Below are 25162 nucleotides of genomic sequence, written 5' to 3' on the forward strand. Positions count from 1 at the left end.
CTAGACGCCCAGCCCGCGGCCGATGATCTCTTTCATGATCTCGGTCGTGCCGCCGTAGATGGTCTGCACCCGGGCGTCGAGATAGGCACGGGCAACATCGTATTCGCGCATGTAGCCGTACCCACCATGCAGTTGCAGGCAGCGGTCGATCAGATGAACCTGCTTTTCGGTGGAGTACCACTTGGCCATCGCGGCCTGCTCGGCCGTCAGCTTCCCCTCCAGGTGGAGCGCGATGAAGTTGTCCACCATGATGCGTACCACGGTGGCCTCGGTCGCCAGCTCGGCCAGCACGAACCGGCTGTTCTGGAAGCTACCGATCGGCTTGCCAAAAGCCTTGCGCTCCTTGGTGTATTGCAGCGTCTGCTCGAGCACCGTTTCCATGGCCGTTGCCGCCATGACGGCGATGTTCAGCCGTTCCTGCGGCAGGTTCTGCATCAGGTAGATGAAGCCCATGCCCTCCTGGCCGAGCAGGTTCTCGGCCGGAACCTTCACGTCTGTGAAAGACAGTTCGGCGGTGTCCTGGGCGTCCAGGCCGATCTTGTCGAGGTGACGGCCGCGTTCGAAGCCCTCCATGCCGCGCTCGACGGCCAGCAGGCTGAAGCCCTGCGCGCCCTTCTCCGGGTCGGTCTGCGCCACGACGATCACCAGGTCGGAGTTGATTCCGTTGGTGATGAACGTCTTTGACCCGTTGAGCACGTAGTGGTCGCCCTCTTTGACCGCGCGGGTCTTGATGCCCTGCAGGTCACTTCCGGTTCCCGGCTCGGTCATCGCGATCGCGGTGATCAGTTCTCCGGTGCAGAATTTCGGCAGCCAGCGCTGCTTCTGCTCTTCGGTGGCCAGGTGCAGCAGGTAGGGCGCAATGATGTCGTTGTGCAGGCCGAACCCGATGCCGCTGTAGCGACCGCGGGTGGTCTCCTCGGTGACGATCGTGTTGTAGCGAAAATCCGGGTTTCCCCCGCCGCCGTACTCCTCCGGCACCGCCATGCCCAGGAAGCCCTGTTTGCCGGCTTCCAGCCACACTCCGCGGTCGACGATGTGGGCCTTCTCCCATTCATCGTGATACGGCGCGACGTGCCGATCGAGGAATGCGCGATACGACTCCCGGAACAGCTCGTGCTCCGGTTCGAAAAGTGTGCGCTGATACTTGACGGCGCTGCCCATGGGTGCGACCTCCGGCTGTCATAGGTGGAAGACTCTTGAGCCCAACATATACCAACCGGGCGGTTGGTCGAGCGGGCGCGTCTGCCTGGTTAGGCTTCCGACCCGAATTGCCGCAGCGCAGCGGCCAGCGCCACCGGGACCCGCGCCTGGATGCGGGTGCCGTCGGCCTGATGGTCTGCCTGGTGGACCCGCCCGTCGGAGTGAACCCTGGCCACCAGGTCGCCACGGTCGTAGGGGATGACGACATCCACGGCCGTATCGGTGGGCACGGCGAGTTCGGCCATCCGCTGGCGCAGCGCGTCGATACCATCGCCGGTGCGAGCGGAGACGAAGACCGCGCCGGGAAGTTCGTGGCGCAGCCTGGCCAGCATCAGATCACCGGCGGCGTCGATTTTGTTGACCACCACCAGTTCCGGCGGAGCTTCGGCTCCGTGATCGGCGACCACGTCGGAGATCACCTGCCGCACGGCACTGATCTGGGCCAACGGGTTGACGTCCGACCCGTCGACGACGTGCACCAGCAGATCCGCGTCGACGACCTCCTCCAAGGTGGAGCGGAACGCCTCGACCAGCTGGGTAGGCAGATGACGCACGAAGCCGACAGTGTCGGTGAGCACGAATGGGCGGCCGTCGTCGAATTCGGCGCGCCGGGTGGTGGGTTCCAGGGTGGCGAACAGCGCGTCCTGGACGAGCACGCCGGCCCCCGTGAGCGCATTGAGAACGCTGGATTTGCCGGCGTTGGTGTAGCCCACGATGGCGATGGACGGCATGTCGGAGTGCAGGCGACGGCTGCGCTGGGTGTCGCGGACCTGCTTCATCGCCCTGATCTCGCGCTTGAGTTTGGACATGCGCTCGCGGATGCGGCGCCGGTCGGTTTCGATCTTGGTTTCACCCGGGCCACGAAGGCCCACACCGCCGCCGCTACCACCGGCTCGACCGCCGGCCTGCCGGGACATCGACTCACCCCAGCCGCGCAGCCGCGGCAGCATGTACTCCATCTGTGCCAGCGAGACCTGCGCCTTGCCTTCCCGGCTGGTGGCGTGCTGCGCGAAGATGTCCAGGATCAACGCGGTCCGGTCGATGACTTTGACCTTCACCGCCTTTTCCAGCGCGGTCAGCTGGGCCGGGGACAGTTCGCCGTCGCAGATCACGGTGTCGGCGCCGGTGGCCAGCACCACCTCGCGAAGCTCCTGGGCCTTGCCCGAACCGATGTAGGTCGACGGATCGGGGCGATCGCGGCGCTGAATGAGCCCCTCGAGCACCTGGGAACCCGCGGTTTCGGCCAGCGCCGCCAACTCGGCGAGGCTGGCCTGGTTGTCGGCTGAGGTGCCCTCGGTCCAGACGCCGACCAGCACCACGCGTTCCAGGCGCAGCTGGCGGTACTCGACCTCGGAGATGTCGGTGAGTTCGGTCGACAGCCCCGCGACCCGGCGCAATGCAGATCGGTCTTCCAGGGCAAGTTCGCCAGTGCTGGGCTCCGGCCCGATGGTCTCGGGAAACTCGGGAAATGAATCAGAATTTTTCATAGGCAATTAGCAATGTTGCACGCCGAATCGGCGTCATGCACCTGATTTAACGCTCTTGCGCGCGCCACCATTCCCCGCTCACTTCGCCGTGTGCCACCAGTACCGACGGCCCGCGCAGGAAGCTGGTCGATTCGGTGACGGTGACGGTGACGTCACCGCCGGGCACCCGCACGGTCAGGACGCCGGTGTCGGCGCCGGTGGTGGCCAGCGCGGCGACCGCGGCCGCCACCGTTCCGGTGCCGCAGGAGCGGGTCTCCCCCACGCCGCGTTCGTGCACCCGCATGCAGACCAGGCCATCGACCGGCACGGTGAGCACTTCGACGTTGACGCCCTCGGGGAACTGGTCCGCGTCGAAGTGCACCGGCGCCGCCACGTCCAGAGCCGCCAGAGCCTCCACCGTGAGCCCCGGATCGGCGCACGCGAGATGCGGGTTGCCGACGTCGACGGCCACACCGGTAAACCGCCGGCCGCCGACCACGGCATGGCCGGTGCCCAGTTTGTTGGCCTTGCCCATGTCCACGGCGACATCGGCGTCGGTCGCATCGACGTGGTGCAGAGTGACCGGCCGCGGCCCGGCGAGCGAGCCGACGACGAACTCGTCGCGCGACTCCAGCCCGCTGGCCCGAAGGTAGTGCGCGAACACGCGCACGCCGTTGCCGCACATCTGCGCCCTCGACCCGTCGGCGTTGCGGTAGTCCATGTACCAATCCGATTCGGCGACCCCGTCCGGCAGACGGTCGAGCACACCGGAGCCCAGGGCCGCACCGGCGGTAGTGACCCTCAGGACGCCGTCGGCGCCCAGTCCCCGGCGCCGGTCACACAGGGCGGCAACGCGCGCGGCGGACAGGGTCAACCGACAATCCACGTCGGGCAACAGCACGAAGTCGTTCTGCGTGCCGTGGCCCTTGGCGAAGATCATGGGCGCTCCTTGATGCCGCGTCTGATCCGCAGGGCGTCGGCGCGGATCACCCGGTCAGGATACGTGTCGCCAGACACGCAGCGCCTCGTCGACGGCACCGGCAGCAGACGGGTCGATCCAGTGCACGCGGTGGTCGCGGCGAAACCAGGACCGCTGGCGTCGCACGTAGCGGCGGGTGCCGACGAAAGTCTGCTCCTGCGCCTCGTGCAGCAACTCCGGTGTGCCGCCGGCATCCAGTGCGGTTATCACCTGGGCATAACCCAGGGCCCGCGAAGCGGTGACGCCGTCACGCAGCCCGCGGCCGAGCAGACCACGCACCTCCTCGACCAGCCCTTCGGCGAACATCAGCTCGGTGCGTCGCGCCAACCTCTGATCCAGAATCGTTGTCTCGCAATCCAACCCGATGATGGCCGTGCCCCAGCGCGGCGCACCGATGCGCGGCGCCGACGCCGCGAACGGCTGTCCGGTCAGCTCGATCACTTCCAGGGCCCGCACCGTGCGTCTGCCGTCGGTGGGCAGGATGACGGCCGCCGCGGCCGGATCCCGACGGGCCAGTTCGGCGTGCAGTTCGGCGACACCGATCTCGGCCAGCCGCTGCTCCCAGCGGGCCCGCACTGCCGGATCGGTCGCGGGAAAGGTCCAGTCGTCCAGCAGCGACTGGATGTAGAGCATCGAGCCGCCGACCACGACCGGCACGGCTCCCCTGCGCTGGATCCCTTCGATGTCGGCGACCGCCGCCTGCTGGTAGCGGGCCACGGTCGCGGTCTGGGTGACGTCGAGGACGTCGAGTTGGTGATGCGGGATGCCGCGGCGCTGCCCGACGCGCAGCTTGGCGGTCCCGATGTCCATACCGCGATAGAGCTGCATCGCGTCGGCGTTGACGATTTCGGCTGCGCCGCCGAGTCGTTCGACCACATCGAGCGCCAGCTGCGACTTCCCGGCACCGGTGGGGCCGATGATCGCCAGTGGCCTCACGGCTGCCAGACGCCGACGAAGTAACCCACGCCGTAGGGGGCGCCACGGTACAGCTCCTTGGCCGAGCGCGGTCCGGGTCCGGCCAGGCCGGCCACGACGTTGAAAGCCACCCGTCCGAGAATCCGCTGTGGCAACCGGCTCAGGGCTGCGACGTCCCCACCGGCCAGCGCATCGTCGAGCAGTCGCTGGGCATCCGCGCCGCCGGGGTCGTAGCCGCCGGGCGCTCTGTCGGTCAGGGTGTTGGCACCGTCGGCCACGACCAGTACGCCGACCTGGTCCGGATGCTCGTCGATCTCGGCCCGCAAGTCGCGGCCGCGGTGCACCGCGGCGCCGGGGTCCTGGTCGCCCGCGTAGACCCGCACCTCGACAGAGGCGTCAGGGCGCGCCTGACCACGCACCCAGCCGGCCATCAGCGCGCACAGGGGCATGTCCATCCCCGCGCCCGCAGCCTGGGGCGTCAGGCGGACCGGCACGTCAACGCCGAATCCGGCGAAGGTGCCGGCGCTGTCCGGGCCCACCACGGCGTCCACCGGGCCGGTTCCCACGGCGACCCAGCGATCCGGCAGCACGGCTGCCGCGGCGAGGACAGCGGCCGACAGATCGGCGATCTCGGCAGCGGCGGCTCCGGCAAGTTCGGGAACGAGCACCGGCGCGCACGGGATGACGGCGATGGCGCTCAGCACGCCATCAAACTAACGTCTCGGCGCGCGGGACATGCGAAGCAGTGCGCCTACCCGTCAGCGGCGGTGATGACCGGGGCTCCCTTGTCCGGCCCGTCGACCCGATGCACCTCTTCGGCGTCGGCTTCCATATTGGCGGCCTCGCCGCGGGCCAGCGCCACCGTCGCGGTGATCACCACGGCCGCGGCGATGGCGAGCACCACGCCTTCAATACCGTCGGTGTCCAGCGTCTCACCGAGCACGAGGACCCCCAGGATGGTCGCCACCACCGGTTTGGCGACGGTCATCGTGGGCAGCGAGGCGGTCAGCGAACCGGCGCGGAATGCCGACTGCTGGAAGATCATCCCGCACAGCATGACGACCAGCCAGGGAAAGAACTCCGGGGTGGTCACGGCGGCCCCCAGACCCTGGTGGTGCAGAACGTCGACCACGCCCTTGGTCAGCACAGCGAACAGCGCCAAAGACGAACCGGCCACCAGCGCCAGGAGCGCCGCGGCCTGCGGACGGCCGTGCCACACCTTGGCGGCCACCACGCAGGACACCAGGATCGGTCCCATCACCGCCGCCACCACCATCCAGGTGCCCAGCGGCGCCCGGTCGTGGCCGGCGGCCGGATCGCCGACGATGATCACCACGGCCAGCGACGCGGCCAGCACAGTTGCCCACAGCCACTGCGACCGCGTGATCCGATGGCGTGCCAGCCGGGCGTAGATCGGCAGGGCAAACAGCAGCGCGGTCACCTGTAACGCGGTCACCAGCACCACTGACGCAAAGGCCAGGGCCATCGCCTGCAGGCTGTAGTTGAGCACCGCGCACCCGCCGCCCGTCCACCACTTGGCGTCGCGCAGCGACATGCCGAAGAGCTTGAGGTGGCCGACTTCTTCATCGGTGATCTCATGAGCCGATCGCTGCCGGATCACGTCTCCGGTGGCCGATGCGAGCGCCGCGAACAACGCGATTATCGCGGAGATTCCGACCATTGACATGGCGACCCTCAATTCCCCAACTTCGCCACCAGCGTTCCCGCGATGTTCGCCGGCAGTTCATCAAACACTCTATGGCTCTGCCCGTGGTCTGGACAGTGATCGTGCTCCGCTCAGACTTTCCAACCGAGCTGAGATCCTCCCAGAACCAGCTAAGAGGCAGCTGTGAAAACCCGAGCGGACGCCCTAGGTAACGGTACCCAACCGCGCAGGATCGCTATCAGCCGCAATTGAACGGGAACCGAGTTGTTACCCAGGGCCCGCGCGCCGACCGGTTCAGAAAAGGGCCCGATTGTCCTGGGGGTTTCACGCCGTCGCGGTACGGCTCCGGCATGGCGGCCTCGTCGCGAGCACAGGGGGTCCCAGCCTGGAACAGCTCAATACCCGGGTGGAAAACGCACCGGTGCGCAGAAGGTGGCGGCACACCGCCGTCCAAGCTGCTTGAATACTTGTTGGAAACCGGTCGGAAACTGCGGGGGTTCGCACCACAATGCCGACCGGACGGGTGCCGCTTCGCGCGGCAGCTGCGCGGGAAGTAGACCGCGCTACTGGCAGAGGGTAGGTGACGAGCGCAATGACGGGTGAGCAGCCCAGCAGCAACGACGCAGCAATAGCCGAACCGGTTTCCAGGCCGGTTCCAGGGCCACGGCCCGGGCCACGACCCGGCCCCCGACCGGGTGCAGCGCCCAGACCCGCCGCGCACGCGTCGCCACATCCGACGTCGACGTTGCCGCACAGCGATCCCCACCGGTTCGGACGGGTCGACGACGACGGCACGGTGTGGTTGCTCAGCGCCGCCGGAGAGCGGGTCGTGGGTTCGTGGCAGGCCGGTGACCCGGAGGCGGCATTCGCCTATTTCGGCAGGCGCTACGACGATCTGAGCACCGAGATCGCTTTGATGGAGGAGCGGTTGGTGTCGGGAACCGGGGATCCCCGCAAGATCAACGCCAACGCGGGGGCCCTGCTCGAGACGCTGCCGACCGCCTGCGTGCTGGGTGACATCGATGCGCTGGCCGGCCGGTTATCCGACATCCGCGCCCGTATCGACGTCTATGTCACCGCGCACCGCTCCCGCCGCATGGAGCACCGGGCCGCCCAGACCGCCCGCAAGGAGGCACTGGCCGCCGAGGCCGAGGACATCGCCGCCAACTCGACGCAATGGAAGGCCGCCGGCGACCGGATGCGGGCGATCCTCGACGAATGGAAGACGATCACCGGGCTGGACCGCAAGGTCGACGACGCGCTGTGGAAGCGCTACTCGGCGGCCCGGGAGATCTTCAACCGCCGGCGCGGATCCCACTTCGCCGAACTCGACCGGGAGCGGTCCGGAGTGCGCCAGTCCAAGGAGCGGCTGTGCGAGCGGGCCGAGGCGTTGTCCGACTCCACGGACTGGACCGCGACCAGCGCGGAGTTCCGCAAGCTGCTCACCGAGTGGAAGGCGGCGGGCCGCGCCAGCAAGGACGTCGACGACGCGCTGTGGCGCCGGTTCAAGGCCGCCCAGGACTCGTTCTTCACCGCCCGAAACGCCGTCACCGCGGAGAAGGACGCCGAGTTCAAGGCCAACGCGGCCGCCAAGGAGGCGCTGCTGGCCGAGGCCGAGAAGATCGACACCAGCAATCACGACGCCGCCCGGGCCGCGCTGCGGAGCATCGCCGATAAGTGGGACGCGATCGGCAAGGTCCCCCGGGAGCGGTCCGCGGAATTGGAGCGGCGACTGCGCGCGATCGAGAAGAAGGTGCGCGACGCCGGCGAATCGGACTGGGCCGACCCGCAGGCCCAGGCCCGCGCCGAGCAGTTCCGCGCCCGCGCCGAGCAGTTCGAACAGCAGGCCGCGAAGGCGGCCGCGGCCGGTAAGACCAAGGAAGCCGACGAGGCGAGGGCGAACGCCGAGCAATGGCGTCAGTGGGCTGACGCCGCGGCCAAGGCTTTGACCCGCCGGTCTTAAGGGTCCTTCGGTTCGGCGCCGGCATCGGCGTCGGGAGTGCCGGTCCCCAGACTGTCCAGCAGCGTCCTGGACTGCTCTTGCGCGACGATACGGCGGCGCTGCTCCTCGGCGGCCAGCTGCACGATGGTGCGCTGCCACACCACCCGGGCCCAGTGGAACGTCAGCAGTATCACGGTGATCCACGCGACGAACAGGCCGATGCCCGGTCCGGGATGGCCCGCCGGCACGGTCTGGCGCGACCAGACCGCAAGCAGACCCGTACCGCTGGCGAGCATGGAACCGGCCAGTGCCACCCAGGCCACCGCCCAGAGCCGGGTCAGTAAGGCCAGAATCGAGAAGCCGACGCTGAACACCAGCGCCAGCCAGGTGAATACCTGCGAGGGCAGCCCCACCGCGGCGTAGCCGGCGCCGTGGGTGCCGAACAGCACGTCCCAGCCCCGCACGCTGCCTGTGTGCGGCAGGATGAACGAGCCCAGCAGCACGAACACCAGGATCGCGACGACGAGAGCCCTGGCACCGGGCTCGATTTCGCGAGCAACCCGGCGCTCGGCCGCCTCGATTTCAGACCGGTAGGCGTCGAATTCCGCCACGTGAAGTTCTCCGTTCATTCATTGGCCGCAACCGGCTGGCTGGGCCGGCACGGCGACGGGCACCCCGACACCAGGCATACCCAGTCCGACGCCGGTTCGACCCGAAAGGTGCGCATCGCCGGCGCGCGTGCGGCGGTGGGTCAGGATGCCGGCGTCAGCGATGAGATGGTGCGGCGCGGCGTCGGTGACCACGGCGGTGACGACGTCGCCAGGACGCACCTCACGGGCTCCGGCGGTGAAGTGGACTAGCCGGCCGTCGCGGGCGCGGCCGGTCATGCGCGCGGTGCGGCTGTCCTTGCGTCCTTCGCCGGCGGCGACCAGCAGCTCGACGGTCTGGCCCACCACCGCGCGGTTGTGCTGCAGAGAGATGCTCTCCTGCAACTCCACGAGGCGCTCGTAGCGTTGCTGTACAACGGCTTTGGGCACCTGATCGGGAAGCTCGGCGGCGGGCGTGCCGGGGCGCGGGGAGTACTGGAAGGTGAACGCGGCCGCGAAGCGCGCCTGGGCCACCACGTCGAGGGTGGCGGCGAAGTCCTCTTCGGTCTCGCCGGGGAAGCCGACGATGAGGTCGGTGGTGATCGCGGCGTGCGGCATGGCCGCCCGCACCCGCTCGATGATGCCGAGATAGCGATCGGCCCGGTAGGAACGCCGCATGGCACGCAGAATCCGGTCCGACCCCGATTGCAACGGCATGTGCAGGGCCGGGCAGACGTTCGGTGTCTGCGCCATCGCCTCGATCACGTCGTCGGTGAACTCGGCCGGGTGCGGCGAGGTGAACCGGACCCGCTCCAGGCCGTCGATGTCGCCACAGGCCCGCAGCAACTCGGCGAACGCGCCCCGGTTGCGCGGAATCGCCGGGTCGGCGAACGAGACGCCGTAGGCGTTGACGTTCTGGCCCAGCAGGGTGACCTCGAGCACGCCGGTATCCACCAGCGACCGCACTTCGGCCAGGATGTCGGCCGGGCTGCGATCGACCTCCTTGCCCCGCAGCGACGGCACGATGCAGAACGTGCAGCTGTTGTTGCAGCCCACCGAGATGGAAACCCAAGCGGCATAAGCGGATTCGCGGGCACTGGGTAGCGACGACGGGAACTGCTGCAGCGCCTCGGCGATCTCCACCTGGGCTTCGTTGTTGTGCCGGGCCCGCTCCAGCAGCGCCGGCAGCGATCCGATGTTGTGGGTGCCGAAGACGACGTCGACCCACGGCGCCTTGCGCAGTACGGCGTCGCGGTCCTTTTGTGCCAGACAGCCGCCGACCGCGATCTGCATGTCGGGGTTGCTGCGCTTGCGCGGCGCCAGGTGGCTGAGGTTGCCGTACAGCTTGTTGTCGGCGTTCTCTCGGACCGCACAGGTGTTAAAGACGACGATGTCGGCGTCGTCACCCTCTGCCGCGCGGCGGTAGCCGGCGGCTTCGAGCAGTCCGGCGAGCCGCTCCGAGTCGTGCACGTTCATCTGACAGCCGTAGGTGCGGACCTGGTACGTGCGGCCCGAGTCGCTGGCAGGCGCGCCATCGCCTGTCACACCCGCAGCGCCCGGTGCCACCGTCGAAGTCACGGGGCCATCGTACTGGCGGGCGACACAGAGCCTGGTTGTCGGCCGTTGCGGTGGGCCCCTCAGACCCGCCGGCGCTCCCGTTCGGCCGCTAACTCACCCAGCACCACCTCGCACGCCACCGTCTGGCTGTACCCGCGGCGGGCCAGCATCCCGACCAGGCGGCGAGTCACCTTGGCGTCGTCCTCACTCAGCACCTCGCGCCGCAATTTTGTCCGGACCAACTGCTCTGCCCGCTCACGTTCGGCACCGGCGTCGATACCGGCCAGCACCGTGTCGATCACCTCGTTGTCCACGCCTTTGGTGTGCAACTCGGCGGCCAGTGCTCGCTTGCTCTTTCCGGCGTTCACGCGGCGGGACCGCACCCACTGCTCGGCGAAGTCGGCGTCGTCGATCAGACCGACGCCGGCCAGCCGATCCAGCACCCGGTTGCTGACGTCGTCGGGGTATCCCCGCTTGGCCAGCTGGCCGGCCAACTCGGCCCTGGTTCGTGATCGCGCGGTGAGCAGGCGCAGGCACAGGGCCCGCGCCTGCTCGTCGCGACGAGACGACTCAGAAGTCGACGGGGGCGGGCAGGACGCCGTCATCGGTCACCACGGCACCAATGCCGAGCTTTTCCTTGATCTTCTTCTCGATCTCGTTGGCGATATCGCCGTTTTCGAGCAAGAAGTTGCGAGCGTTCTCCTTGCCCTGACCGAGTTGCTCACCCTCATAGGTGAACCAGGCGCCGGACTTACGAATGAAGCCCTGATCGACGCCCATGTCGATCAGCGATCCTTCCCTGCTGATGCCCCTGCCGTAGAGAATGTCGAACTCGGCCTGTTTGAACGGCGGTGAAACCTTGTTCTTGACTACCTTGACCCGGGTGCGGTTACCCACTGCGTTGGTGCCGTCCTTGAGCGTCTCGATCCGCCGCACGTCCAAGCGCACCGACGCGTAGAACTTCAGCGCCTTGCCACCGGTCGTCGTCTCGGGCGAGCCGAACATCACGCCGATCTTGTCCCGGAGCTGGTTGATGAAGATCGCCGTGGTGCCCGAATTGTTCAGTGCCCCCGTCATTTTCCGCAGCGCCTGGCTCATCAGCCGGGCCTGCAGTCCGACGTGGCTGTCACCCATCTCGCCTTCGAGTTCCGCGCGCGGCACCAGCGCTGCCACCGAGTCGATGACCACGATGTCGAGCGCACCCGAACGGATCAGCATGTCGGCGATCTCGAGCGCCTGCTCTCCGGTGTCCGGCTGGCTGACCAGCAACGAATCGGTGTCGACGCCCAACTTCTTGGCGTAGTCCGGATCCAGCGCGTGCTCGGCGTCGATGAACGCCGCCACACCGCCGGCAGCCTGGGCGTTGGCCACCGCGTGCAGTGCGACGGTGGTCTTACCCGAGGACTCCGGGCCGTAGATCTCGACAACCCGGCCCCGGGGCAGGCCACCGATGCCCAGAGCCACGTCCAGTGCGATGGACCCGGTGGGGATCACTGAGATCGGCTGGCGCACCTCGTCCCCGAGGCGCATCACCGAGCCTTTGCCGTAACTCTTCTCGATCTGGGCCATAGCCAGTTCGAGAGCCTTCTCGCGATCGGGGGCTTGAGCCATGATGCCTCTCCTGTAGTCGGTGTTCCGGTGACCGGTATCGGTCGGTTGGCCGTGACACTAAAGAAGGCCACCGACAAGTTGAGATCTCCGAGTGATCACCACAGTAGCCGAACACCTGTTCGACTCAAGTTCGACACGCCGCGTGTGGCAGGATCACCTCGAAGAACACATGAACATCGCTGCGGAACTGGCCGAAATTTCCACCTATGGCGGGTTTTTCGCCTTGACCGTGGGCGGAGATCCGGCCGGGTGGCACCCCGTCACGCGGTCCTACGCCACCGGCTGCGCTGACCTCATCGAGGCCACCTCCCGGCACTACGGCACCGCCGACCTGCGCATCGGCGCTTCCCTGGTACACCTCGGCCACGCCGCCCGGCTGTGGTCGCCGGTTCTCGCGTGCGCGCTGGCCCACGGGGTCGTTCCGGACCTGACCGACCTCCAACGCGCCGACGACGGCGCCCGGTTGAGGCTGCCGGAGCCCGTCGGAGTGCCTGTCGAGACCGTCTCCCCCGAACTGATGTACCGGATCGTGGTGCGGGACCACCTGGACCGGCTTGCGGCCGGCTTGCGGGTCGGCCTGGCGCCCGGACTGCTCTATGGCAACGTCGCGTCGGCACTGGTGGGCACGTCGCGGCAACTGGTGCTGGCGCGCCCCGATCTCCGCGTGACGATCGCGCGGACCACGTCCGCGTTGCTGGACATCGGCAACCTGGCCGGCACCGGCGTGATCACCAGCGCGAACCTGGATTTCCGGCGGAACAGCTGCTGCCTGTACTGCCGCATCCCGGGCGGGGGCACGTGCGGCGACTGCGCACTCGGCTGACGACGACGGCGCCGATTCTGCGGTGAGGGCGGGTGTTTTCGACTGACTGTCACCCTGAACGCAGACTCAACGCATCCAGTAAAAGTCACCACTGATCGCGAGGCACGTCGAAGTCGGCGCACAACGCGCGCCACACCTCGCGGGGCTCGATCCCCTCTTCGATCGCCTGGGCCGCGGTACGGCCGCCCAGCCCGGTCAGCACGTGATCGACCAGCACCGAAGATCCATATGCAGCGCCGAAGCGCAGCACCACCCGCTCGTTGAACTCGGTCAGCCGCACGCCCGCCAACCTACCGTTCAGCGGGCGACCGCCAACGCCTCGTGACACACCCGCACCGGATCGGCGACCTCGGCGAGGCTGGCGGCGGCCTGCCGGGCCGCCGCCCGATACCGCGGTGACGCCAGCACCTCGCTGACCTCCGCCGCCAGCGCGTCGCCGGTCAACGGCCTGATCAGCCGCCCGCTGCCCTGACGCACCACCCGGTTGGCAATCTCCCACTGATCCCCGCCGCCGGGGACCACCACCAGCGGCACCCCGGCCAGCAGGGTCTTGGCGACCATCCCGTGACCGCCGCCGCAGACCGCCACGTCGGCATGCGTCAACAGCTCGTCCTGACGGCCCAGCCCGACCGCCGCCCAGGGCGGCACCTCCAACTCCTCACCACCCAGCCGGGACACCACCACCCGCGCGCCTACCGGCAGGGTCTCCCCCGGTCTCAGGGCTTGTAATGCCAGTTCGGCCATCCCGATGGTGCCCGTGGACGCCGTGGAAGGGGCGACCACAACCACCGGCCCCGAACCCGGCGGGATCTGCAGCACGCGGTCGGTCGGCTCGAAGTGCAACGGACCTACCACGACGGCCTCGACCGGCCAGTCCGGGCGGGGGACTTCCAATGCGGGCAGGGTGGCGATCAGCCGTCGCAACGGCCCGGGATCATGCGCCGGCAGCCCGATCTCGACCCGGACCGCCGACCGCTGCCCCAGCCCCGCCCGCACGGAGCGCGCCGTCAACGCCCGCATCACGGTGTCGCGCAGCTTGCCCCGCAGCCCCGTGCCGGGCGCCAGACCGCTCCCGATCGGCGGCAACCCTTTCGACGGCAGATAAAGCGGGTGCGGGCAGAGCTCGACCCACGGGATCCCCAGCAGCTCGGCGGCCAAGCCGCCGCCGGACGTAATGACATCGGACACAATCAGATCCGGCGCCAGGTCGCGCAACGTCGGGGCGATGAGCACCGCCATCCGTGCCGCGCGGCGGTGAATCCGGGACCCCGCGTCGAGATCCTCGTCGGTGGCCACCAGGCCGTCCAGCTCGACCGCATCGATCCCCGCCGCGCGGGCGGTATCCAGCCACTCCACCCCGGTCAACAAGGTCGGCGAATCCCCGGCCACCAGGAAGCGCCGGCACAGCGCAATCGCGGGAAACGAGTGTCCAGGATCGGGTCCGGCGACCACGGCAACGCGCATCCGCCTCACCCTGCCACACCCGATCTCGCCTACGGTGGTCCCGCGATTATCGCCCTAGCCCAGTCAGACCACCCCGCTACCACGCCTCAGCACTACCATTCAAGAGGTAGGCGCAGTCTTGCCCCCTTGATTCCTACGTGAGGCAAGCGCGGCAGCACGATTTGACGACCATCGGCTGATTTAGAAGAGGACTACAAGAGAGCCGAAGCCGAGGCGCAGGGTTTGCGGCACCGACTTCGAAGCACTCATCTACGTCTGAAGATGCCCTCGAACCGAGCTCACCTTGTCCAGATTCTTTCAGGCGAAAGCAAGCGGTTCCGACGGACACAGCGGTACTGGCCGGAACGCCGTGTCACGCCGCAACACCGAACAGGTAGAAGGCCGAACGCCAACCTACTTGCATATAAGCCAAGCTCAGCATGCCTAGCCGAAGAGACTTACGTGGCGTGCGCTTGGCCTCCAACAGCTCGAGACCATGCGCCGCGGCGAGCTTCTCAAGCCTTGTTCGGTACCAGAGGGGAAACAGAATCAGAAGCCGCCCTCCGTCGGTCAAGTAGTCGCTCACTTGGCCGAACAGAGTGGGCAGGAAGCGAACCGAGGTCGCAAACTGTTGTTCGTCGCTTTCGAACTCAAGTGAAACAAATGGTGGATTCGCCAGAACGATGTCGAACTTGCCCTCGACGTTGGAGAACATGTCGCTCCGCTGCACCGTCACGTTCGTCAGGCCGTGGCGGCGACAGTTCTCAATGGTGTTCTCGACCGCATTCGAATTGATGTCTACCGCTACTACCTCGCTAGCTTTCGGCGCCGTGAACAAGGCGAATACTCCGCTGCCACAGCCGAGATCGAGTACCCGGTCCCCCGGCCGGCAATACCGGGCGGCGGCGTGCTCGTTCTCCAGCGGCTTGTAGACGCTGGGCGAGACAACCAAGTGCTTACCTTCGATCTTGATCGAGGGAAAAGCAGAATTCAGCATCCCGACATAGGGATACCAGAACTTCATGAATGCACGCTTGGCCGGCGACAATGCCATCTAGATCTCCTTCGTTGTTTGTCACGCCACTAGGGCGCTCAGACGTTCACACCCACCACCTCGCACCCGGAGCCCCGACCCGCTTACCGCTTTCGGCACAAAAGAATCCCGCGCAGGGCGACCAAGAAACCGCAGAAACATACAGCAATCTGGCACAGCTATGCGAATGTCCGACTGTTCACTTGTTACGCGGGATACTAAGACATTGTTAGATAAAGTTGCGAGCTTTCAATCCCACAGGGACGAACCTTGAGACGCCCCCGTTGCGCGTGTCACGTTTACGTATCATCAAGTTTCAGTCCCACGTCGGCTAGCGACCCTCTTTATTGCGAATGCCAAAATTTTTCCATCCGAACTAGTATTAATACGCAAGATGTTGATTTTAGACATTTATGTTTCAAGTGTTGCGCCAATATCTCATTCGCCTGCCAGCAACCTTCGGCCGCCTAGATGCCGAAAGTTACAGTGGCACTTAGTCATTCGAAGCAAAATGACCCATGGGACAGATGAATATCCGGGGTGGATGCACCGTGCCGAAAGCATGTTTATTTAAGTTTATTAAAGGTGTTTACATCAAGGCAGGCTCGGGCTAGTCTTGCCTCCAGCATCCCTTTGACATGGGATCTGCGCTCCCAAAACATCTGCTTACTCGCTTGCTCAAGCAACACTCTCAAGGTATTTCAATAACACATCACATGAGGAGGAATACTCATGACCGAACTGGCAGCAAAATTAGAATCTTTACCCGTGAGATCCGCCGCATTGGACCCGGCGACATTGACAGGGAGCATGTTGGACTTCCGCGATGTCACTGGCGACCATCTTATTAATCGACTGGATGATTTTTATGAATGGCAGGACCGACGGCGCGAGCACAGCCTATGGTTTATGGGCCGATCCACCGAAGCAGGTCCGCGGCGCCGCGTCACCGCCTACGACGACGCCGGCCGGAGAATGGACGGGATCAACTTCGCCTCTCAGGACTACCTTTCACTGTCGGGTCATCCTGCGATCAAGGCCGCTGCTGTAGATGCGATCGAGGAGTACGGCGTTCACAGCGCGGGGTCCCCTGCTCTGGTAGGAAACACTTCGGTCTCTCTAGCGCTGGAACGCCGCATTGCTGAGTTCGTGGGAGCTGAGCACGTCAGCCTTTTTCCAACGGGCTGGGCCGCAGGTTACGGAGTGGTCAAGGGATTGGTCCGCCCCAGCGATCACATCCTGATGGACCGGCTGTCTCACGCCTGCCTCCAGGAGGGTGCGCGCGCCGCGACACCGAACATCCGGTTGTTCGGACACAACGACGTCGCCGACTTGCGCGCGCAGCTTGAATCAGTCCGTTCTCATGACACCCGTAACGGCATCATGATCGTCACCGAGGCGCTGTTCTCGATGGACTCCGACACACCCGACATCGCCGCCATGCAGGATCTCGCGAAAGAATTCCGGGCGACGCTGGTAGTTGATGTTGCACATGACCTCGGCTGCCTCGGCCTCGATGGCCGCGGACATATCGGACTGCAGGGCATGATCGGCAAGGTGGATCTGGTGATGGGATCGTTCTCCAAGACCTTCGCGTCCAATGGGGGCTTCGTTGCGACGAACCACCGAAAGGTGAAGGAATACCTTCGTTACTACTCCTCGCCGAACACCTTCTCCAACGCGCTGTCGCCGATCCAGGCCGCCGTCGTTCTGCGAGCGTTCGAAATCGTCGACAGCCCGGAAGGTGCTTCGCTGAGGCAGCAGACGATGACCAACGTTCAGTTGTTACGTGGGCGTTTAAGCCAAGCGGGTTTCGAAACTTACGGCGCCCCCTCACCGATCGTCTGCGTGAAAATCGGCAATGAGGGCCTTGCCCGTCTGACAAGCCGGTGGCTGCAGGCCAATGGTCTAGTCGCCAACCTCGTCGAGTTTCCCGGAGTCGCAAAGGGGAAGGCGCGCCTACGAATGCAGGTTATGTCGAACCACACCGACCAAGACATCTCCGACGCCGTGGCCCGCGTCGCAGCGGCCCACCGATACGCAAAAGCCGAGATCACGGAGGTTGCCGACGCGTCCGATTGAACTCAAAGGGGGCGAGAATGCCTCATTCGGCTAGTCACACGCACCACGTCGCGAGGACTCCTTGTGCCTCAGCCCGCAGACTTGCCACTGCCAGGATACTTCTACCATCGAATGCGCGGTTGCGGGGAGCATTTGTGGCTGCCTTCCTCTGGCGGCCTGCGGCACGCTTGGGTAGGCATGCCGCAGGCCGACTTTGGTTCAGCCACCAGCGGCACCCCGGCCAGCAGGGTCTTGGCGACCATCCCGTGGCCGCCGCCGCAGACCGCCACGTCGGCGTGCGTCAACAGTTCGTCCTGACGGCCCAGACCCACCGCCGCCCAGAGCGGCACCTCCAACTCCGCACCGCGCAGTCGCGACACCACGACCCGCGCCCCTACCGGCAGGGTCTCCCCCGGACTCAGGGATTGCAATGCCAGTTCGGCCATCCCGATGTTGCCGGTGGACGCCGTAGACCGGGCGAGGGCAAGGTGGCGATCAACCGTCGCAACGGCCCGGGATCATGCGCCGGCAGCCCGATCTCGACCCGGACCGCCGACCGCTGCCCCAGCCCCGCCCGCACGGAGCGCGCCGTCAACGCCCGCATCACGGTGTCGCGCAGCTTGCCCCGCAGCCCCGTGCCGGGCGCCAGACCGCTCCCGATCGGCGGCAACCCTTTCGACGGCAGATAAAGCGGGTGCGGGCAGAGCTCGACCCACGGGATCCCCAGCAGCTCGGCGGCCAAGCCGCCGCCGGACGTAATGACATCGGACACAATCAGATCCGGCGCCAGGTCGCGCAACGTCGGGGCGATGAGCACCGCCATCCGTGCCGCGCGGCGGTGAATCCGGGACCCCGCGTCGAGATCCTCGTCGGTGGCCACCAGGCCGTCCAGCTCCACCGCGTCGATCCCCGCCGCGCGGGCGGTATCCAGCCACTCCACCCCGGTCAACAACGTGGGCGAATCCCCGGCCACCAGGAAGCGCCGGCACAGCGCAATCGCGGGAAACGAGTGTCCAGGATCGGGTCCGGCGACCACGGCAACGCGCATCCGCCTCACCCTGCCGCACCTGAGCTCGCCTACGCTGGCGACTATGACTGAGCTGACTCAGAGAGGGCCCGGATCCGGAGCCGAAACCACCGACAACATCCGTGTGGTCGAAGACTTCCTCAACGCCCTGCAGGCCGAGGACTTCGACACCGTCGACGAGTTGTTGCACGACAAACTCGTCTACGAGAACGTCGGGTTCTCCCGAATTCGGGGCGGCCGCAAGACGACAGCGCTGCTGAGCAAGATGCAGGGGCGCATCGGCTTCGAGGTGAAGATCCACCGCATCGCAGCCGACGGCTCCGCCGTCCTCACCGAGCGCACCGACGCACTGATCCTGGGCCCTCTGCGGCTGCAGTTCTGGATCTGCGGGACCTTCGAGCTGCAAGACGGGCGAATCACGCTGTGGCGCGACTACTTCGACAGCTACGACATGCTGAAGGGGTTCCTGCGCGGCGTGGCCGGAGTGGTGGTTCCGTCGCTGCGCGCGACGCTGTAAAGGCATCGGCCGTCACGGCGGCGGACAAATACGAAATTCCGCGTCAGGTTCCGAAACACCGCGCGACGCCTGGGGTGAGCTGGCGATCCCGGACGGGCATGTCGGCGGCAAAGGTGGGCTGATCGGCGACGGCGGCAACGGCGGCAACGGCGGCGACGGGCTGGTAGGCAAGGCCGGCAACGGCGGCAACGGCGGCAGCGCCTTCTTGTGGGGCCTGGGTGGTAACGGCGGCAACAGCGGAGTCAGCGCCACGGTTGGTGCCGTCGCCGGCGCCGGCGGCACCGGCGGACTGCTGCTGGGCCTGAACGGCCAGAACGGACTGCAGTTCCCGTAGCAGCGAGACCTAGATCGCCCGCGGCAACCCGCCGAGCTCGTCGAACGCCTGCGCCCAGCTCAGCAGGCGATCGGTCGCACCGACCAGCTCGTCACGGTAGCGTTGCTGCGAAAGGGTGGCTGCGCCTTCACCGTTCGCAGAAGACACCAATTGCGCTGCCGCAGTAACCATTTCGTTGTACTGACGGACCCCGGCGCCGAGCTGCGCGGTGTAGGCGTTGATGGTCGGCACCAGGTAGTGACGAGATGCTTCAGTGTTGTGCGCGGCTCGCTCCATCGACACCACCTCGGCGGCGGTCGCCGCCATGGCCGCCGAGGTTCGCTTGGCGGCGTCGGTCAGGTCGCTGATCTCGTCGGGCGGCAACATCTCGCCCCGCTCGATCACGCCCAGCAGCGAGAAAAAGCCACGCTCGGAGGCCCCCAGGGCGTACATGGCGGGCCGGGCGGCCGAACCGGCGGGCGGCAGCCGGCGAGGACTGGCCGGCCGCTGCGCGGGCAGGGGCTCGGACTTCAACCAGTAGTAGCGGAAGAACAACAAGGTCGCCGGAATCACCATGACGACGGCGACGGCGCCGGTGATCTGCAGCAGTAGCGCGAACCAGCCCCAGGCCGCCAACACCGCGGTCACCAGACCCCAGAACACCACCCCGGCGGTGAAGATCCAGGCCCACCGCAGGGCGCGGCGCCGTCGGCGCAACTGGCGCGCTCGCGGATCGCTGGCGGCGCTGATCTTGCGGGCGAGCAGGTCGGTCACGTCGGCGGCGGTGTCGAATCCGCGCTGCAGCAACCCGCGCCACAGACCCCGCTGATTCGACTTCGCCGCCATCGGCTCGCCCCTACTGACCGAACGGCTTATCGGGGACGGCTCCGCCCGGCTCAGTGGCCGGGGTTGCCGGGGTGACGCCCGGTGCGGCCGCGCCGCCGGCGGGCAGTGCCTCGCCCCGCATCGACGCGCGGATCTGCTCGAGGCGGGAATGACCGGCCATCTGCACCCCGGCCTGCTCGACCTCGAGCATGCGGCCCTGCACCGAGCTCTGCGCGAGCTCCGCGGAGCCGATCGCATTGGCGTAACGACGTTCGATCTTGTCGCGCACCTCGTCCAGGCTGGGGGTGTTGCCCGGCGCGGCGAGCTCACTCATCGACCGCAGCGACGCGCTGACCTGCTCCTGCATCTTGGCCTGCTCGAGCTGGCTGAGCAGCTTGGTGCGCTCGGCGATCTTCTGCTGCAGCACCATCGCGTTGCGCTCGACGGCCTTCTTCGCCTGCCCGGCCGCCTGCAGAGCCTGGTCGTGCAGCGTCTTGAGGTCTTCGACGCTCTGCTCGGCGGTCACCAGCTGGGCCGCGAAGGCCTCGGCGGCGTTGTTGTACTCGGTGGCTTTGGCGGCGTCCCCGCTGGCGACGGCCTGGTCGGCCAGGGTGAGCGCCTGACGAACGTTGACCTGCAGCTTCTCGATGTCGGCCAGCTGCCGGTTGAGCCGCATCTCCAGCTGACGCTGGTTACCGATCACCTGCGCGGCCTGCTGGGTCAACGCCTGGTGGGTGCGCTGCGCCTCCTCGATGGCCTGCTGGATCTGCACTTTCGGGTCGGCGTGCTCGTCAATCTTGGAATTGAACAGCGCCATGAGGTACTTCCACGCTTTGACGAACGGATTGGCCATCAGTTAGCTCCGCCTTCGCTTCTTCTTGTGGTCCGGATGGGCCGCAACGCTTACCCTGCCGCTCAATTTAGTGGGTCAGCCGTCGTCGCCCCACCCATGGTGCATATCTCGTGGACGCGGGTCTACCCGCGGCGCTCACGCCACGGCCAGTGAGACCACCGGAGGGATGACCACCTTGATGCTGGTATCGATGGACGCAGCGCGGCTGGTGCGCTCTTCGCGGGCCATCCGCTCGCCGGCGTCGATCAGTACCTGCGACAACGGGACCTGCAGGGCGTCGCAGATCGCGGTGAGCAGCTCGCTGGACGGTTCTTTGCGGCCGCGCTCGATCTCCGACAAGTACCCGAGACTCACCCGCGCCGAATCGGACACCTCCCGTAGCGTCCGGCCCTGCGACGTCCGGGCCCCCCGCAGCACGTCGCCAACCACCTCACGCACTAGTGACGCCATCGTGCTCCCCTTCGTCTGGTCATCCCCAAGAATTCCTGGGACTTCACGTGAACGCAGGCGGTGGGCGCAATGGTTCCCTAGGCGTCGTGTTGGGTTCGGCGAATTTCTCTGACCGTCGACGCGACGTAGTCGATGCCGGTGACCACGGTCAGAACAATCGCCAGACCCATCACCACCACCGCCGCGGTGTGCAGAATCCCGGACAGGGGCAGCACGAACAGCCCGATCGCCACCGCCTGGACCACCGTTTTGAGCTTGCCGCCCCAGCTGGCGGGAATGACGCCGCGGTGGATGACAGCCAGCCGCAACACGGTGATCGCCACTTCGCGGGTCATGATCAGCACCGTCACCCACCACGGCAGGTCACCGAGCATGGACAGCCCGATCAGGGCGGCTCCGATCAGCGTCTTGTCGGCGATCGGGTCGACGAAGGCGCCGAATTCGGTCGCCATGCCGTAGTTGCGGGCGAGCTGGCCGTCAAAGCGATCGGTGATGACGGCCACCGCGAAGATCGCCCACGCCACGACGCGCGCATAGGTGTGGTGACCGTCGCCGTAGAACAGCGCGTAAAGAAAGATCGGAACCAGCAGTAACCGCACCAGGGTGAGGACATTCGCCAGATTCGCGATACGGGCCTGACCCGCTGCCTGACCCGCCTGCGGTTGCCCCGACACGGCCTCAGAATAACGGCTGGCCAGCTCATGTGGTCAGTGATGTCGATACTGTTGCCCCGTGACCGAGAATCGACGGGATTACCGGCCGGTTGTTCGGCGGGCGCGAACGTCTGACGTCCCTGCGATCAAACAACTGGTGGACACCTACGCCGGCAGGATTCTGCTGGAAAAGAATCTGGTGACGCTTTATGAGTCCGTCCAGGAATTCTGGGTGGCTGAAGACCCGGACATGACCGGGAAAGTGGTCGGCTGCGGCGCACTGCACGTGTTGTGGTCGGACCTCGGCGAAATCCGCACGGTCGCCGTCGACCCGGACCTGACCGGTCACGGAGTCGGCCACGCGATCGTGAACCGGCTGCTAGAAGTGGCCCGGGAGCTGGAACTCGAGCGGCTGTTCGTGTTGACGTTCGAGACCGAGTTCTTCGGTAGGCACGGGTTCACCGAGATCGAGGGCACTCCGGTGACCGCCGAGGTGTTCGAGGAAATGTGCCGTTCGTACGACATCGGTGTCGCCGAATTCCTGGATCTGAGCTACGTCAAGCCCAACATTCTGGGTAATTCCCGGATGCTGCTGGTCCTGTAGCCCCCCGCGAGCAGACGCGAAATCACGCAAAACCGGCGGTTTTAGCGCGATTTCGCGTCTGCTCGCGCTGTTGGGCCTAGTCCTCGTCGAGGTCGCTGCCGTCGGCGCCGCTGCCGCCCCGGATCAGCGCCAGGGTGCCGGCCAGCTCATCCGGCTTGACCAGCACCTCGCGGGCCTTGGAGCCTTCGCTGGGCCCGACGATGCCGCGGGTCTCCATCAGGTCCATCAACCGGCCGGCCTTGGCGAAGCCCACCCGCAGCTTGCGCTGCAGCATCGAGGTCGAGCCGAACTGGCTGGACACCACCAACTCGACGGCCTGCAGGAACACGTCCATGTCGTCGCCGATGTCGGGATCGACGTCAGCGCGCTCACCGCTGGGCTTGGCTGCGGTGACACCCTCGGTGTATTCCGGTTCGGCCTGGTCCTTGCAGGCGGCGACGACGGCCTGGATCTCCTCGTCGGTGATGTAGGCGCCCTGCAACCGGATCGGCTTGCCGGCCCCCATCGGCAGGAACAGGCCGTCGCCCATTCCGATCAGCTTTTCCGCGCCGGCCTGGTCCAGGATTACGCGGCTGTCGGTCAGCGATGACGTCGCAAACGCCAGCCGGGACGGCACGTTGGTCTTGATCAGCCCCGTCACCACGTCCACCGACGGGCGCTGGGTGGCCAGCACCAGGTGGATGCCGGCGGCGCGCGCCTTCTGGGTGATCCGCACGATGGCGTCCTCGACGTCGCGCGGCGCGGTCATCATCAGGTCGGCGAGCTCGTCGACGATCGCCAGGACGTACGGATAGGGCCGGTACACCCGCTGGCTGCCGAGTGGCGCGGTGATCTCGCCAGATCGCACCTTGGCGTTGAAGTCGTCGATGTGCCGCACCCGCGACGCCTGCATGTCCTGGTAGCGCTGTTCCATCTCCTCGACCAGCCAGGCCAGCGCCGCCGCCGCCTTCTTCGGCTGGGTGATGATCGGCGTGATCAGGTGCGGAATGCCTTCATACGGCGTCAGTTCCACCATCTTCGGGTCGATCAGGATCATCCTGACCTCTTCCGGGGTGGCGCGGGTCAGCAGCGAGACCAGCATGGAGTTGACGAAGCTGGACTTGCCCGAGCCGGTGGAACCCGCCACCAGCAGGTGCGGCATCTTGGCCAGGTTGGCCGAGATGAAGTCGCCTTCGATGTCCTTGCCCAGCCCGATCACCAGCGGGTGGTGGTCCCGGCGGGTCGACGGCGCGGTGAGCACGTCGGCCAACCGCACCATTTCGCGGTCGGTGTTGGGCACCTCGATGCCGACGGCGGACTTGCCCGGGATCGGGGCCAGCATCCGCACGCTCTCGGTGGCCACCGCATAGGCGATGTTCTTCTGCAGCGCGGTGATCTTCTCCACCTTGACGCCGGGGCCGAGCTCCACCTCGTAGCGGGTGACCGTCGGCCCGCGGGTGCAGCCCGTGACCGCGGCGTCGACCTTGAACTGGGTGAGCACCTCGCCGATGGCGCCGGCCATGTGGGTGTTGGCGGCGCTGCGCTTCTTGGGCGGCTCACCGGCCACCAGCAGATCGAGCGGCGGCAGTGTGTAGGGACCTTCGACCACCCGGTCGAGCACTGGGGTGTCTTGTTTTTCGGCTTTGTCGGCCTTCGCTCCACGCCGACGGGTCCGCGGCTCGGGAACGGTCGGCGTCTCGTCGGCGATGGGCTCGGCGAGCGCCGCGTCCGCCGCCGTGGGCCAGGGCTTCGGCTCGTCCTCGGGGCGCAGCGGGGCCTCGTCGTAGTAGCCGTCCGAGAAGTCCTCGGAGGGGGCGACTTCGACCGTGTCCGCGTCGTCACCGGCGAAGTCGTCGTATTCGTCATAGTCGTCGTATTCGCGTTGGAACAGTCTGGTGCCGAACATGTTTCGCAGGGCGTCAGGCACCTCGCGGATAGTGATGCCGGTCAGCAGCAACACCCCGAACAACGCACAGATGAACAACAGGGGCGCCGCGATCCACGCGGTCAAGCCGTCCGAGAGCGGCCCACCGATCGCGAAGCCGATGAATCCCGCTGCGCGCTTGCGTAATTCGGGGTCCTCCGGCGATCCGGACCACAAGTGGCGAAGGCCGAGAAACGACAGTGCGATCAGGCTGGAGCCGAGGATCAGCCGCGGCCGCGCGTCGGGGTCGGGCTCCGTGCGCATCAGCACTATCGCCGCGGCGGCCGCAACCAACGGCAGCAGCACAACACCTGAGCCGACGAATAGGCGCAGACCTGAATCCACCCACGCCCCCACCGGTCGGGCGGCGCCGAACCATGAACTGGCGGCAACGATTACGGCGACGCCCAGCAACGCCAGCGCGATCCCGTCCCGGCGGTGTCCGGGTTCGATGTGGCGGGCCTGACCGATCGAGCGCGCCGCGCTCCCGGTCCCCCTGGCGGCCATCATCCAACTGGCGCGAGCAGCCCGTCCGCACGCGCGTCCGGTCAGCACGAGCACCGACTGATTGCGGCGTTTGGCGGGCCTGCTGACCCGTTTGACGGGCTTGCCCGGACGCTTCTTGGGTGCACGGGGAGACGCGCTTGCTCGCCCACCTGCGGCCCCGGCCCGCGAAGTGGCCCCTGACCTGCTCGTTCGTGTTCCGGAGCGGGCTGCGGTCTTACTGGCCATGC

Annotated in this window: 24 protein-coding genes and 1 pseudogene; 6 read left to right on the forward strand and 19 right to left on the reverse strand. The window is 66.8% G+C overall.

Annotated elements, in window-relative coordinates:
- The 6 genes from QXK92_RS08575 to QXK92_RS08600 all read right to left on the reverse strand — a co-directional run bounded on the left by QXK92_RS08575 (position 1) and on the right by QXK92_RS08600 (position 6247).
- The gene (locus QXK92_RS08575; protein ID WP_306241231.1) at positions 1–1161 is read right to left on the reverse strand and encodes an acyl-CoA dehydrogenase family protein; all 1161 of its coding nucleotides are present in this window, start codon (positions 1159–1161) and stop codon (positions 1–3) included.
- Between the two features lie 89 nt (positions 1162–1250).
- Entirely contained in the window at positions 1251–2687 is a 1437-nt protein-coding gene (gene hflX, locus QXK92_RS08580) for a GTPase HflX (RefSeq protein WP_306241232.1), read from the reverse strand.
- A gap of 46 nt (positions 2688–2733) precedes the next feature.
- Positions 2734–3606, reverse strand: coding sequence for a diaminopimelate epimerase (gene dapF, locus QXK92_RS08585; RefSeq protein ID WP_306241233.1), 873 nt, complete (start codon positions 3604–3606; stop codon positions 2734–2736).
- Between the two features lie 54 nt (positions 3607–3660).
- On the reverse strand, positions 3661–4581 hold the full coding sequence (miaA, locus tag QXK92_RS08590) for a tRNA (adenosine(37)-N6)-dimethylallyltransferase MiaA (RefSeq protein ID WP_306241234.1): 921 nt from the start codon (positions 4579–4581) through the stop codon (positions 3661–3663).
- Positions 4578–5264 carry a hypothetical protein gene (locus QXK92_RS08595; protein ID WP_306241235.1) on the reverse strand — a complete coding sequence of 229 codons (687 nt, stop codon included), beginning with the start codon at positions 5262–5264 and terminating at the stop codon, positions 4578–4580. Before QXK92_RS08595 ends, miaA begins: the two co-directional genes overlap by 4 nt.
- Before the next feature lie 47 nt (positions 5265–5311).
- Entirely contained in the window at positions 5312–6247 is a 936-nt protein-coding gene (locus QXK92_RS08600; protein ID WP_306241236.1) for a DMT family transporter, read from the reverse strand.
- 571 nt (positions 6248–6818) lie between these two features.
- Between QXK92_RS08600 and QXK92_RS08605 the strand changes: the two genes are divergently transcribed.
- A complete protein-coding gene (locus QXK92_RS08605) occupies positions 6819–8189 on the forward strand; it encodes a DUF349 domain-containing protein (RefSeq protein WP_306241237.1) in 1371 nt (456 codons plus the stop codon).
- Here QXK92_RS08605 and QXK92_RS08610 read toward each other — a convergent pair.
- The 4 genes from QXK92_RS08610 to recA are packed head-to-tail and all read right to left on the reverse strand — an operon-like array spanning position 8186 to position 11923.
- The gene (locus QXK92_RS08610) at positions 8186–8797 is read right to left on the reverse strand and encodes a hypothetical protein (protein ID WP_306241238.1); all 612 of its coding nucleotides are present in this window, start codon (positions 8795–8797) and stop codon (positions 8186–8188) included. The two genes, QXK92_RS08605 and QXK92_RS08610, sit on opposite strands and share 4 nt — an antisense overlap.
- Complete coding sequence (miaB, locus tag QXK92_RS08615; protein WP_371934499.1) at positions 8798–10333, reverse strand: tRNA (N6-isopentenyl adenosine(37)-C2)-methylthiotransferase MiaB; 1536 nt, start codon at positions 10331–10333, stop codon at positions 8798–8800. It abuts the gene before it with no gap.
- A 59-nt stretch (positions 10334–10392) separates the two neighbouring features.
- Positions 10393–10917 (reverse strand): recombination regulator RecX, encoded by a 525-nt coding sequence (gene recX / locus QXK92_RS08620; protein WP_306241239.1) that lies wholly within the window; start codon positions 10915–10917, stop codon positions 10393–10395.
- Positions 10883–11923, reverse strand: coding sequence for a recombinase RecA (recA, locus tag QXK92_RS08625; protein WP_306241241.1), 1041 nt, complete (start codon positions 11921–11923; stop codon positions 10883–10885). The genes recX and recA overlap by 35 nt, the downstream gene beginning before the upstream one ends.
- A gap of 169 nt (positions 11924–12092) precedes the next feature.
- On the opposite strand from recA, the gene QXK92_RS08630 reads away from it, so the two are divergent.
- Positions 12093–12746 carry a (2Fe-2S)-binding protein gene (locus tag QXK92_RS08630; RefSeq protein WP_306244282.1) on the forward strand — a complete coding sequence of 218 codons (654 nt, stop codon included), beginning with the start codon at positions 12093–12095 and terminating at the stop codon, positions 12744–12746.
- Positions 12747–12831: 85 nt separating this feature from the next.
- On the opposite strand, the gene QXK92_RS08635 is transcribed toward QXK92_RS08630, so the two are convergent.
- The 3 genes from QXK92_RS08635 to QXK92_RS08645 all read right to left on the reverse strand — a co-directional run bounded on the left by QXK92_RS08635 (position 12832) and on the right by QXK92_RS08645 (position 15243).
- A complete protein-coding gene (locus QXK92_RS08635) occupies positions 12832–13035 on the reverse strand; it encodes a DUF3046 domain-containing protein (protein WP_156452565.1) in 204 nt (67 codons plus the stop codon).
- 8 nt (positions 13036–13043) lie between these two features.
- Complete coding sequence (locus QXK92_RS08640; RefSeq protein WP_306241243.1) at positions 13044–14210, reverse strand: glycosyltransferase; 1167 nt, start codon at positions 14208–14210, stop codon at positions 13044–13046.
- A gap of 352 nt (positions 14211–14562) precedes the next feature.
- On the reverse strand, positions 14563–15243 hold the full coding sequence (locus QXK92_RS08645; RefSeq protein ID WP_306241245.1) for a methyltransferase: 681 nt from the start codon (positions 15241–15243) through the stop codon (positions 14563–14565).
- Positions 15244–15954: 711 nt separating this feature from the next.
- Between QXK92_RS08645 and QXK92_RS08650 the strand changes: the two genes are divergently transcribed.
- Positions 15955–17304 carry a pyridoxal phosphate-dependent aminotransferase family protein gene (locus tag QXK92_RS08650; protein WP_306241246.1) on the forward strand — a complete coding sequence of 450 codons (1350 nt, stop codon included), beginning with the start codon at positions 15955–15957 and terminating at the stop codon, positions 17302–17304.
- A gap of 194 nt (positions 17305–17498) precedes the next feature.
- Here the strand turns inward: QXK92_RS08650 and QXK92_RS08655 are convergent.
- Positions 17499–18331: pseudogene (locus QXK92_RS08655) on the reverse strand (glycosyltransferase); the annotation flags it as partial.
- Between the two features lie 43 nt (positions 18332–18374).
- Between QXK92_RS08655 and QXK92_RS08660 the strand changes: the two are divergent.
- Both QXK92_RS08660 and QXK92_RS08665 read left to right on the forward strand, forming a co-directional pair.
- Positions 18375–18827 carry a limonene-1,2-epoxide hydrolase family protein gene (locus QXK92_RS08660; RefSeq protein ID WP_306241247.1) on the forward strand — a complete coding sequence of 151 codons (453 nt, stop codon included), beginning with the start codon at positions 18375–18377 and terminating at the stop codon, positions 18825–18827.
- 205 nt (positions 18828–19032) lie between these two features.
- A complete protein-coding gene (locus tag QXK92_RS08665) occupies positions 19033–19161 on the forward strand; it encodes a hypothetical protein (protein WP_306241248.1) in 129 nt (42 codons plus the stop codon).
- Positions 19162–19170: 9 nt separating this feature from the next.
- Here the strand turns inward: QXK92_RS08665 and QXK92_RS08670 are convergent, their stop codons facing one another.
- From QXK92_RS08670 to pgsA, 4 genes are all read right to left on the reverse strand, one after another.
- Positions 19171–19986 (reverse strand): hypothetical protein, encoded by an 816-nt coding sequence (locus QXK92_RS08670; protein ID WP_306241249.1) that lies wholly within the window; start codon positions 19984–19986, stop codon positions 19171–19173.
- A 10-nt stretch (positions 19987–19996) separates the two neighbouring features.
- Complete coding sequence (pspA, locus tag QXK92_RS08675) at positions 19997–20818, reverse strand: phage shock protein PspA (protein WP_306241250.1); 822 nt, start codon at positions 20816–20818, stop codon at positions 19997–19999.
- A 135-nt stretch (positions 20819–20953) separates the two neighbouring features.
- Positions 20954–21268 (reverse strand): transcriptional regulator ClgR, encoded by a 315-nt coding sequence (clgR, locus tag QXK92_RS08680; RefSeq protein ID WP_306241251.1) that lies wholly within the window; start codon positions 21266–21268, stop codon positions 20954–20956.
- Positions 21269–21345: 77 nt separating this feature from the next.
- A complete protein-coding gene (gene pgsA, locus QXK92_RS08685) occupies positions 21346–21942 on the reverse strand; it encodes a CDP-diacylglycerol--glycerol-3-phosphate 3-phosphatidyltransferase (protein ID WP_306241252.1) in 597 nt (198 codons plus the stop codon).
- 58 nt (positions 21943–22000) lie between these two features.
- Here pgsA and QXK92_RS08690 point away from each other — a divergent pair, with 58 nt between their 5' ends.
- On the forward strand, positions 22001–22525 hold the full coding sequence (locus QXK92_RS08690; protein WP_306241253.1) for an amino-acid N-acetyltransferase: 525 nt from the start codon (positions 22001–22003) through the stop codon (positions 22523–22525).
- Between the two features lie 76 nt (positions 22526–22601).
- Here the strand turns inward: QXK92_RS08690 and QXK92_RS08695 are convergent, their stop codons facing one another.
- Positions 22602–25160 carry a DNA translocase FtsK gene (locus QXK92_RS08695; RefSeq protein WP_306241254.1) on the reverse strand — a complete coding sequence of 853 codons (2559 nt, stop codon included), beginning with the start codon at positions 25158–25160 and terminating at the stop codon, positions 22602–22604.
- Positions 25161–25162: the final 2 nt, after the last annotated feature.

It is taken from the genome of Mycobacterium sp. TY815 (assembly GCF_030755135.1).
In the GTDB taxonomy this organism is placed as follows: Bacteria; Actinomycetota; Actinomycetes; order Mycobacteriales; family Mycobacteriaceae; genus Mycobacterium.

Excerpts from the sequence above, each read along its gene's own strand:
- hflX (WP_306241232.1), bottom strand. The coding sequence starts at position 2,687 with ATGAAAAATTCTGATTCATTTCCCGAGTTTCCCGAGACCATCGGGCCG.
- QXK92_RS08660 (WP_306241247.1), top strand. The coding sequence starts at position 18,375 with ATGACTGAGCTGACTCAGAGAGGGCCCGGATCCGGAGCCGAAACCACC.
- QXK92_RS08695 (WP_306241254.1), bottom strand. The coding sequence starts at position 25,160 with ATGGCCAGTAAGACCGCAGCCCGCTCCGGAACACGAACGAGCAGGTCA.
- QXK92_RS08605 (WP_306241237.1), top strand. The coding sequence starts at position 6,819 with ATGACGGGTGAGCAGCCCAGCAGCAACGACGCAGCAATAGCCGAACCG.
- recA (WP_306241241.1), bottom strand. The coding sequence starts at position 11,923 with ATGGCTCAAGCCCCCGATCGCGAGAAGGCTCTCGAACTGGCTATGGCC.
- QXK92_RS08670 (WP_306241249.1), bottom strand. The coding sequence starts at position 19,986 with ATGGCGGCGAAGTCGAATCAGCGGGGTCTGTGGCGCGGGTTGCTGCAG.
- QXK92_RS08650 (WP_306241246.1), top strand. The coding sequence starts at position 15,955 with ATGACCGAACTGGCAGCAAAATTAGAATCTTTACCCGTGAGATCCGCC.
- QXK92_RS08610 (WP_306241238.1), bottom strand. The coding sequence starts at position 8,797 with ATGAACGGAGAACTTCACGTGGCGGAATTCGACGCCTACCGGTCTGAA.
- QXK92_RS08640 (WP_306241243.1), bottom strand. The coding sequence starts at position 14,210 with ATGCGCGTTGCCGTGGTCGCCGGACCCGATCCTGGACACTCGTTTCCC.
- QXK92_RS08575 (WP_306241231.1), bottom strand. The coding sequence starts at position 1,161 with ATGGGCAGCGCCGTCAAGTATCAGCGCACACTTTTCGAACCGGAGCAC.
- QXK92_RS08630 (WP_306244282.1), top strand. The coding sequence starts at position 12,093 with ATGAACATCGCTGCGGAACTGGCCGAAATTTCCACCTATGGCGGGTTT.
- dapF (WP_306241233.1), bottom strand. The coding sequence starts at position 3,606 with ATGATCTTCGCCAAGGGCCACGGCACGCAGAACGACTTCGTGCTGTTG.
- QXK92_RS08645 (WP_306241245.1), bottom strand. The coding sequence starts at position 15,243 with ATGGCATTGTCGCCGGCCAAGCGTGCATTCATGAAGTTCTGGTATCCC.
- clgR (WP_306241251.1), bottom strand. The coding sequence starts at position 21,268 with ATGGCGTCACTAGTGCGTGAGGTGGTTGGCGACGTGCTGCGGGGGGCC.
- pspA (WP_306241250.1), bottom strand. The coding sequence starts at position 20,818 with ATGGCCAATCCGTTCGTCAAAGCGTGGAAGTACCTCATGGCGCTGTTC.
- QXK92_RS08600 (WP_306241236.1), bottom strand. The coding sequence starts at position 6,247 with ATGTCAATGGTCGGAATCTCCGCGATAATCGCGTTGTTCGCGGCGCTC.
- recX (WP_306241239.1), bottom strand. The coding sequence starts at position 10,917 with ATGACGGCGTCCTGCCCGCCCCCGTCGACTTCTGAGTCGTCTCGTCGC.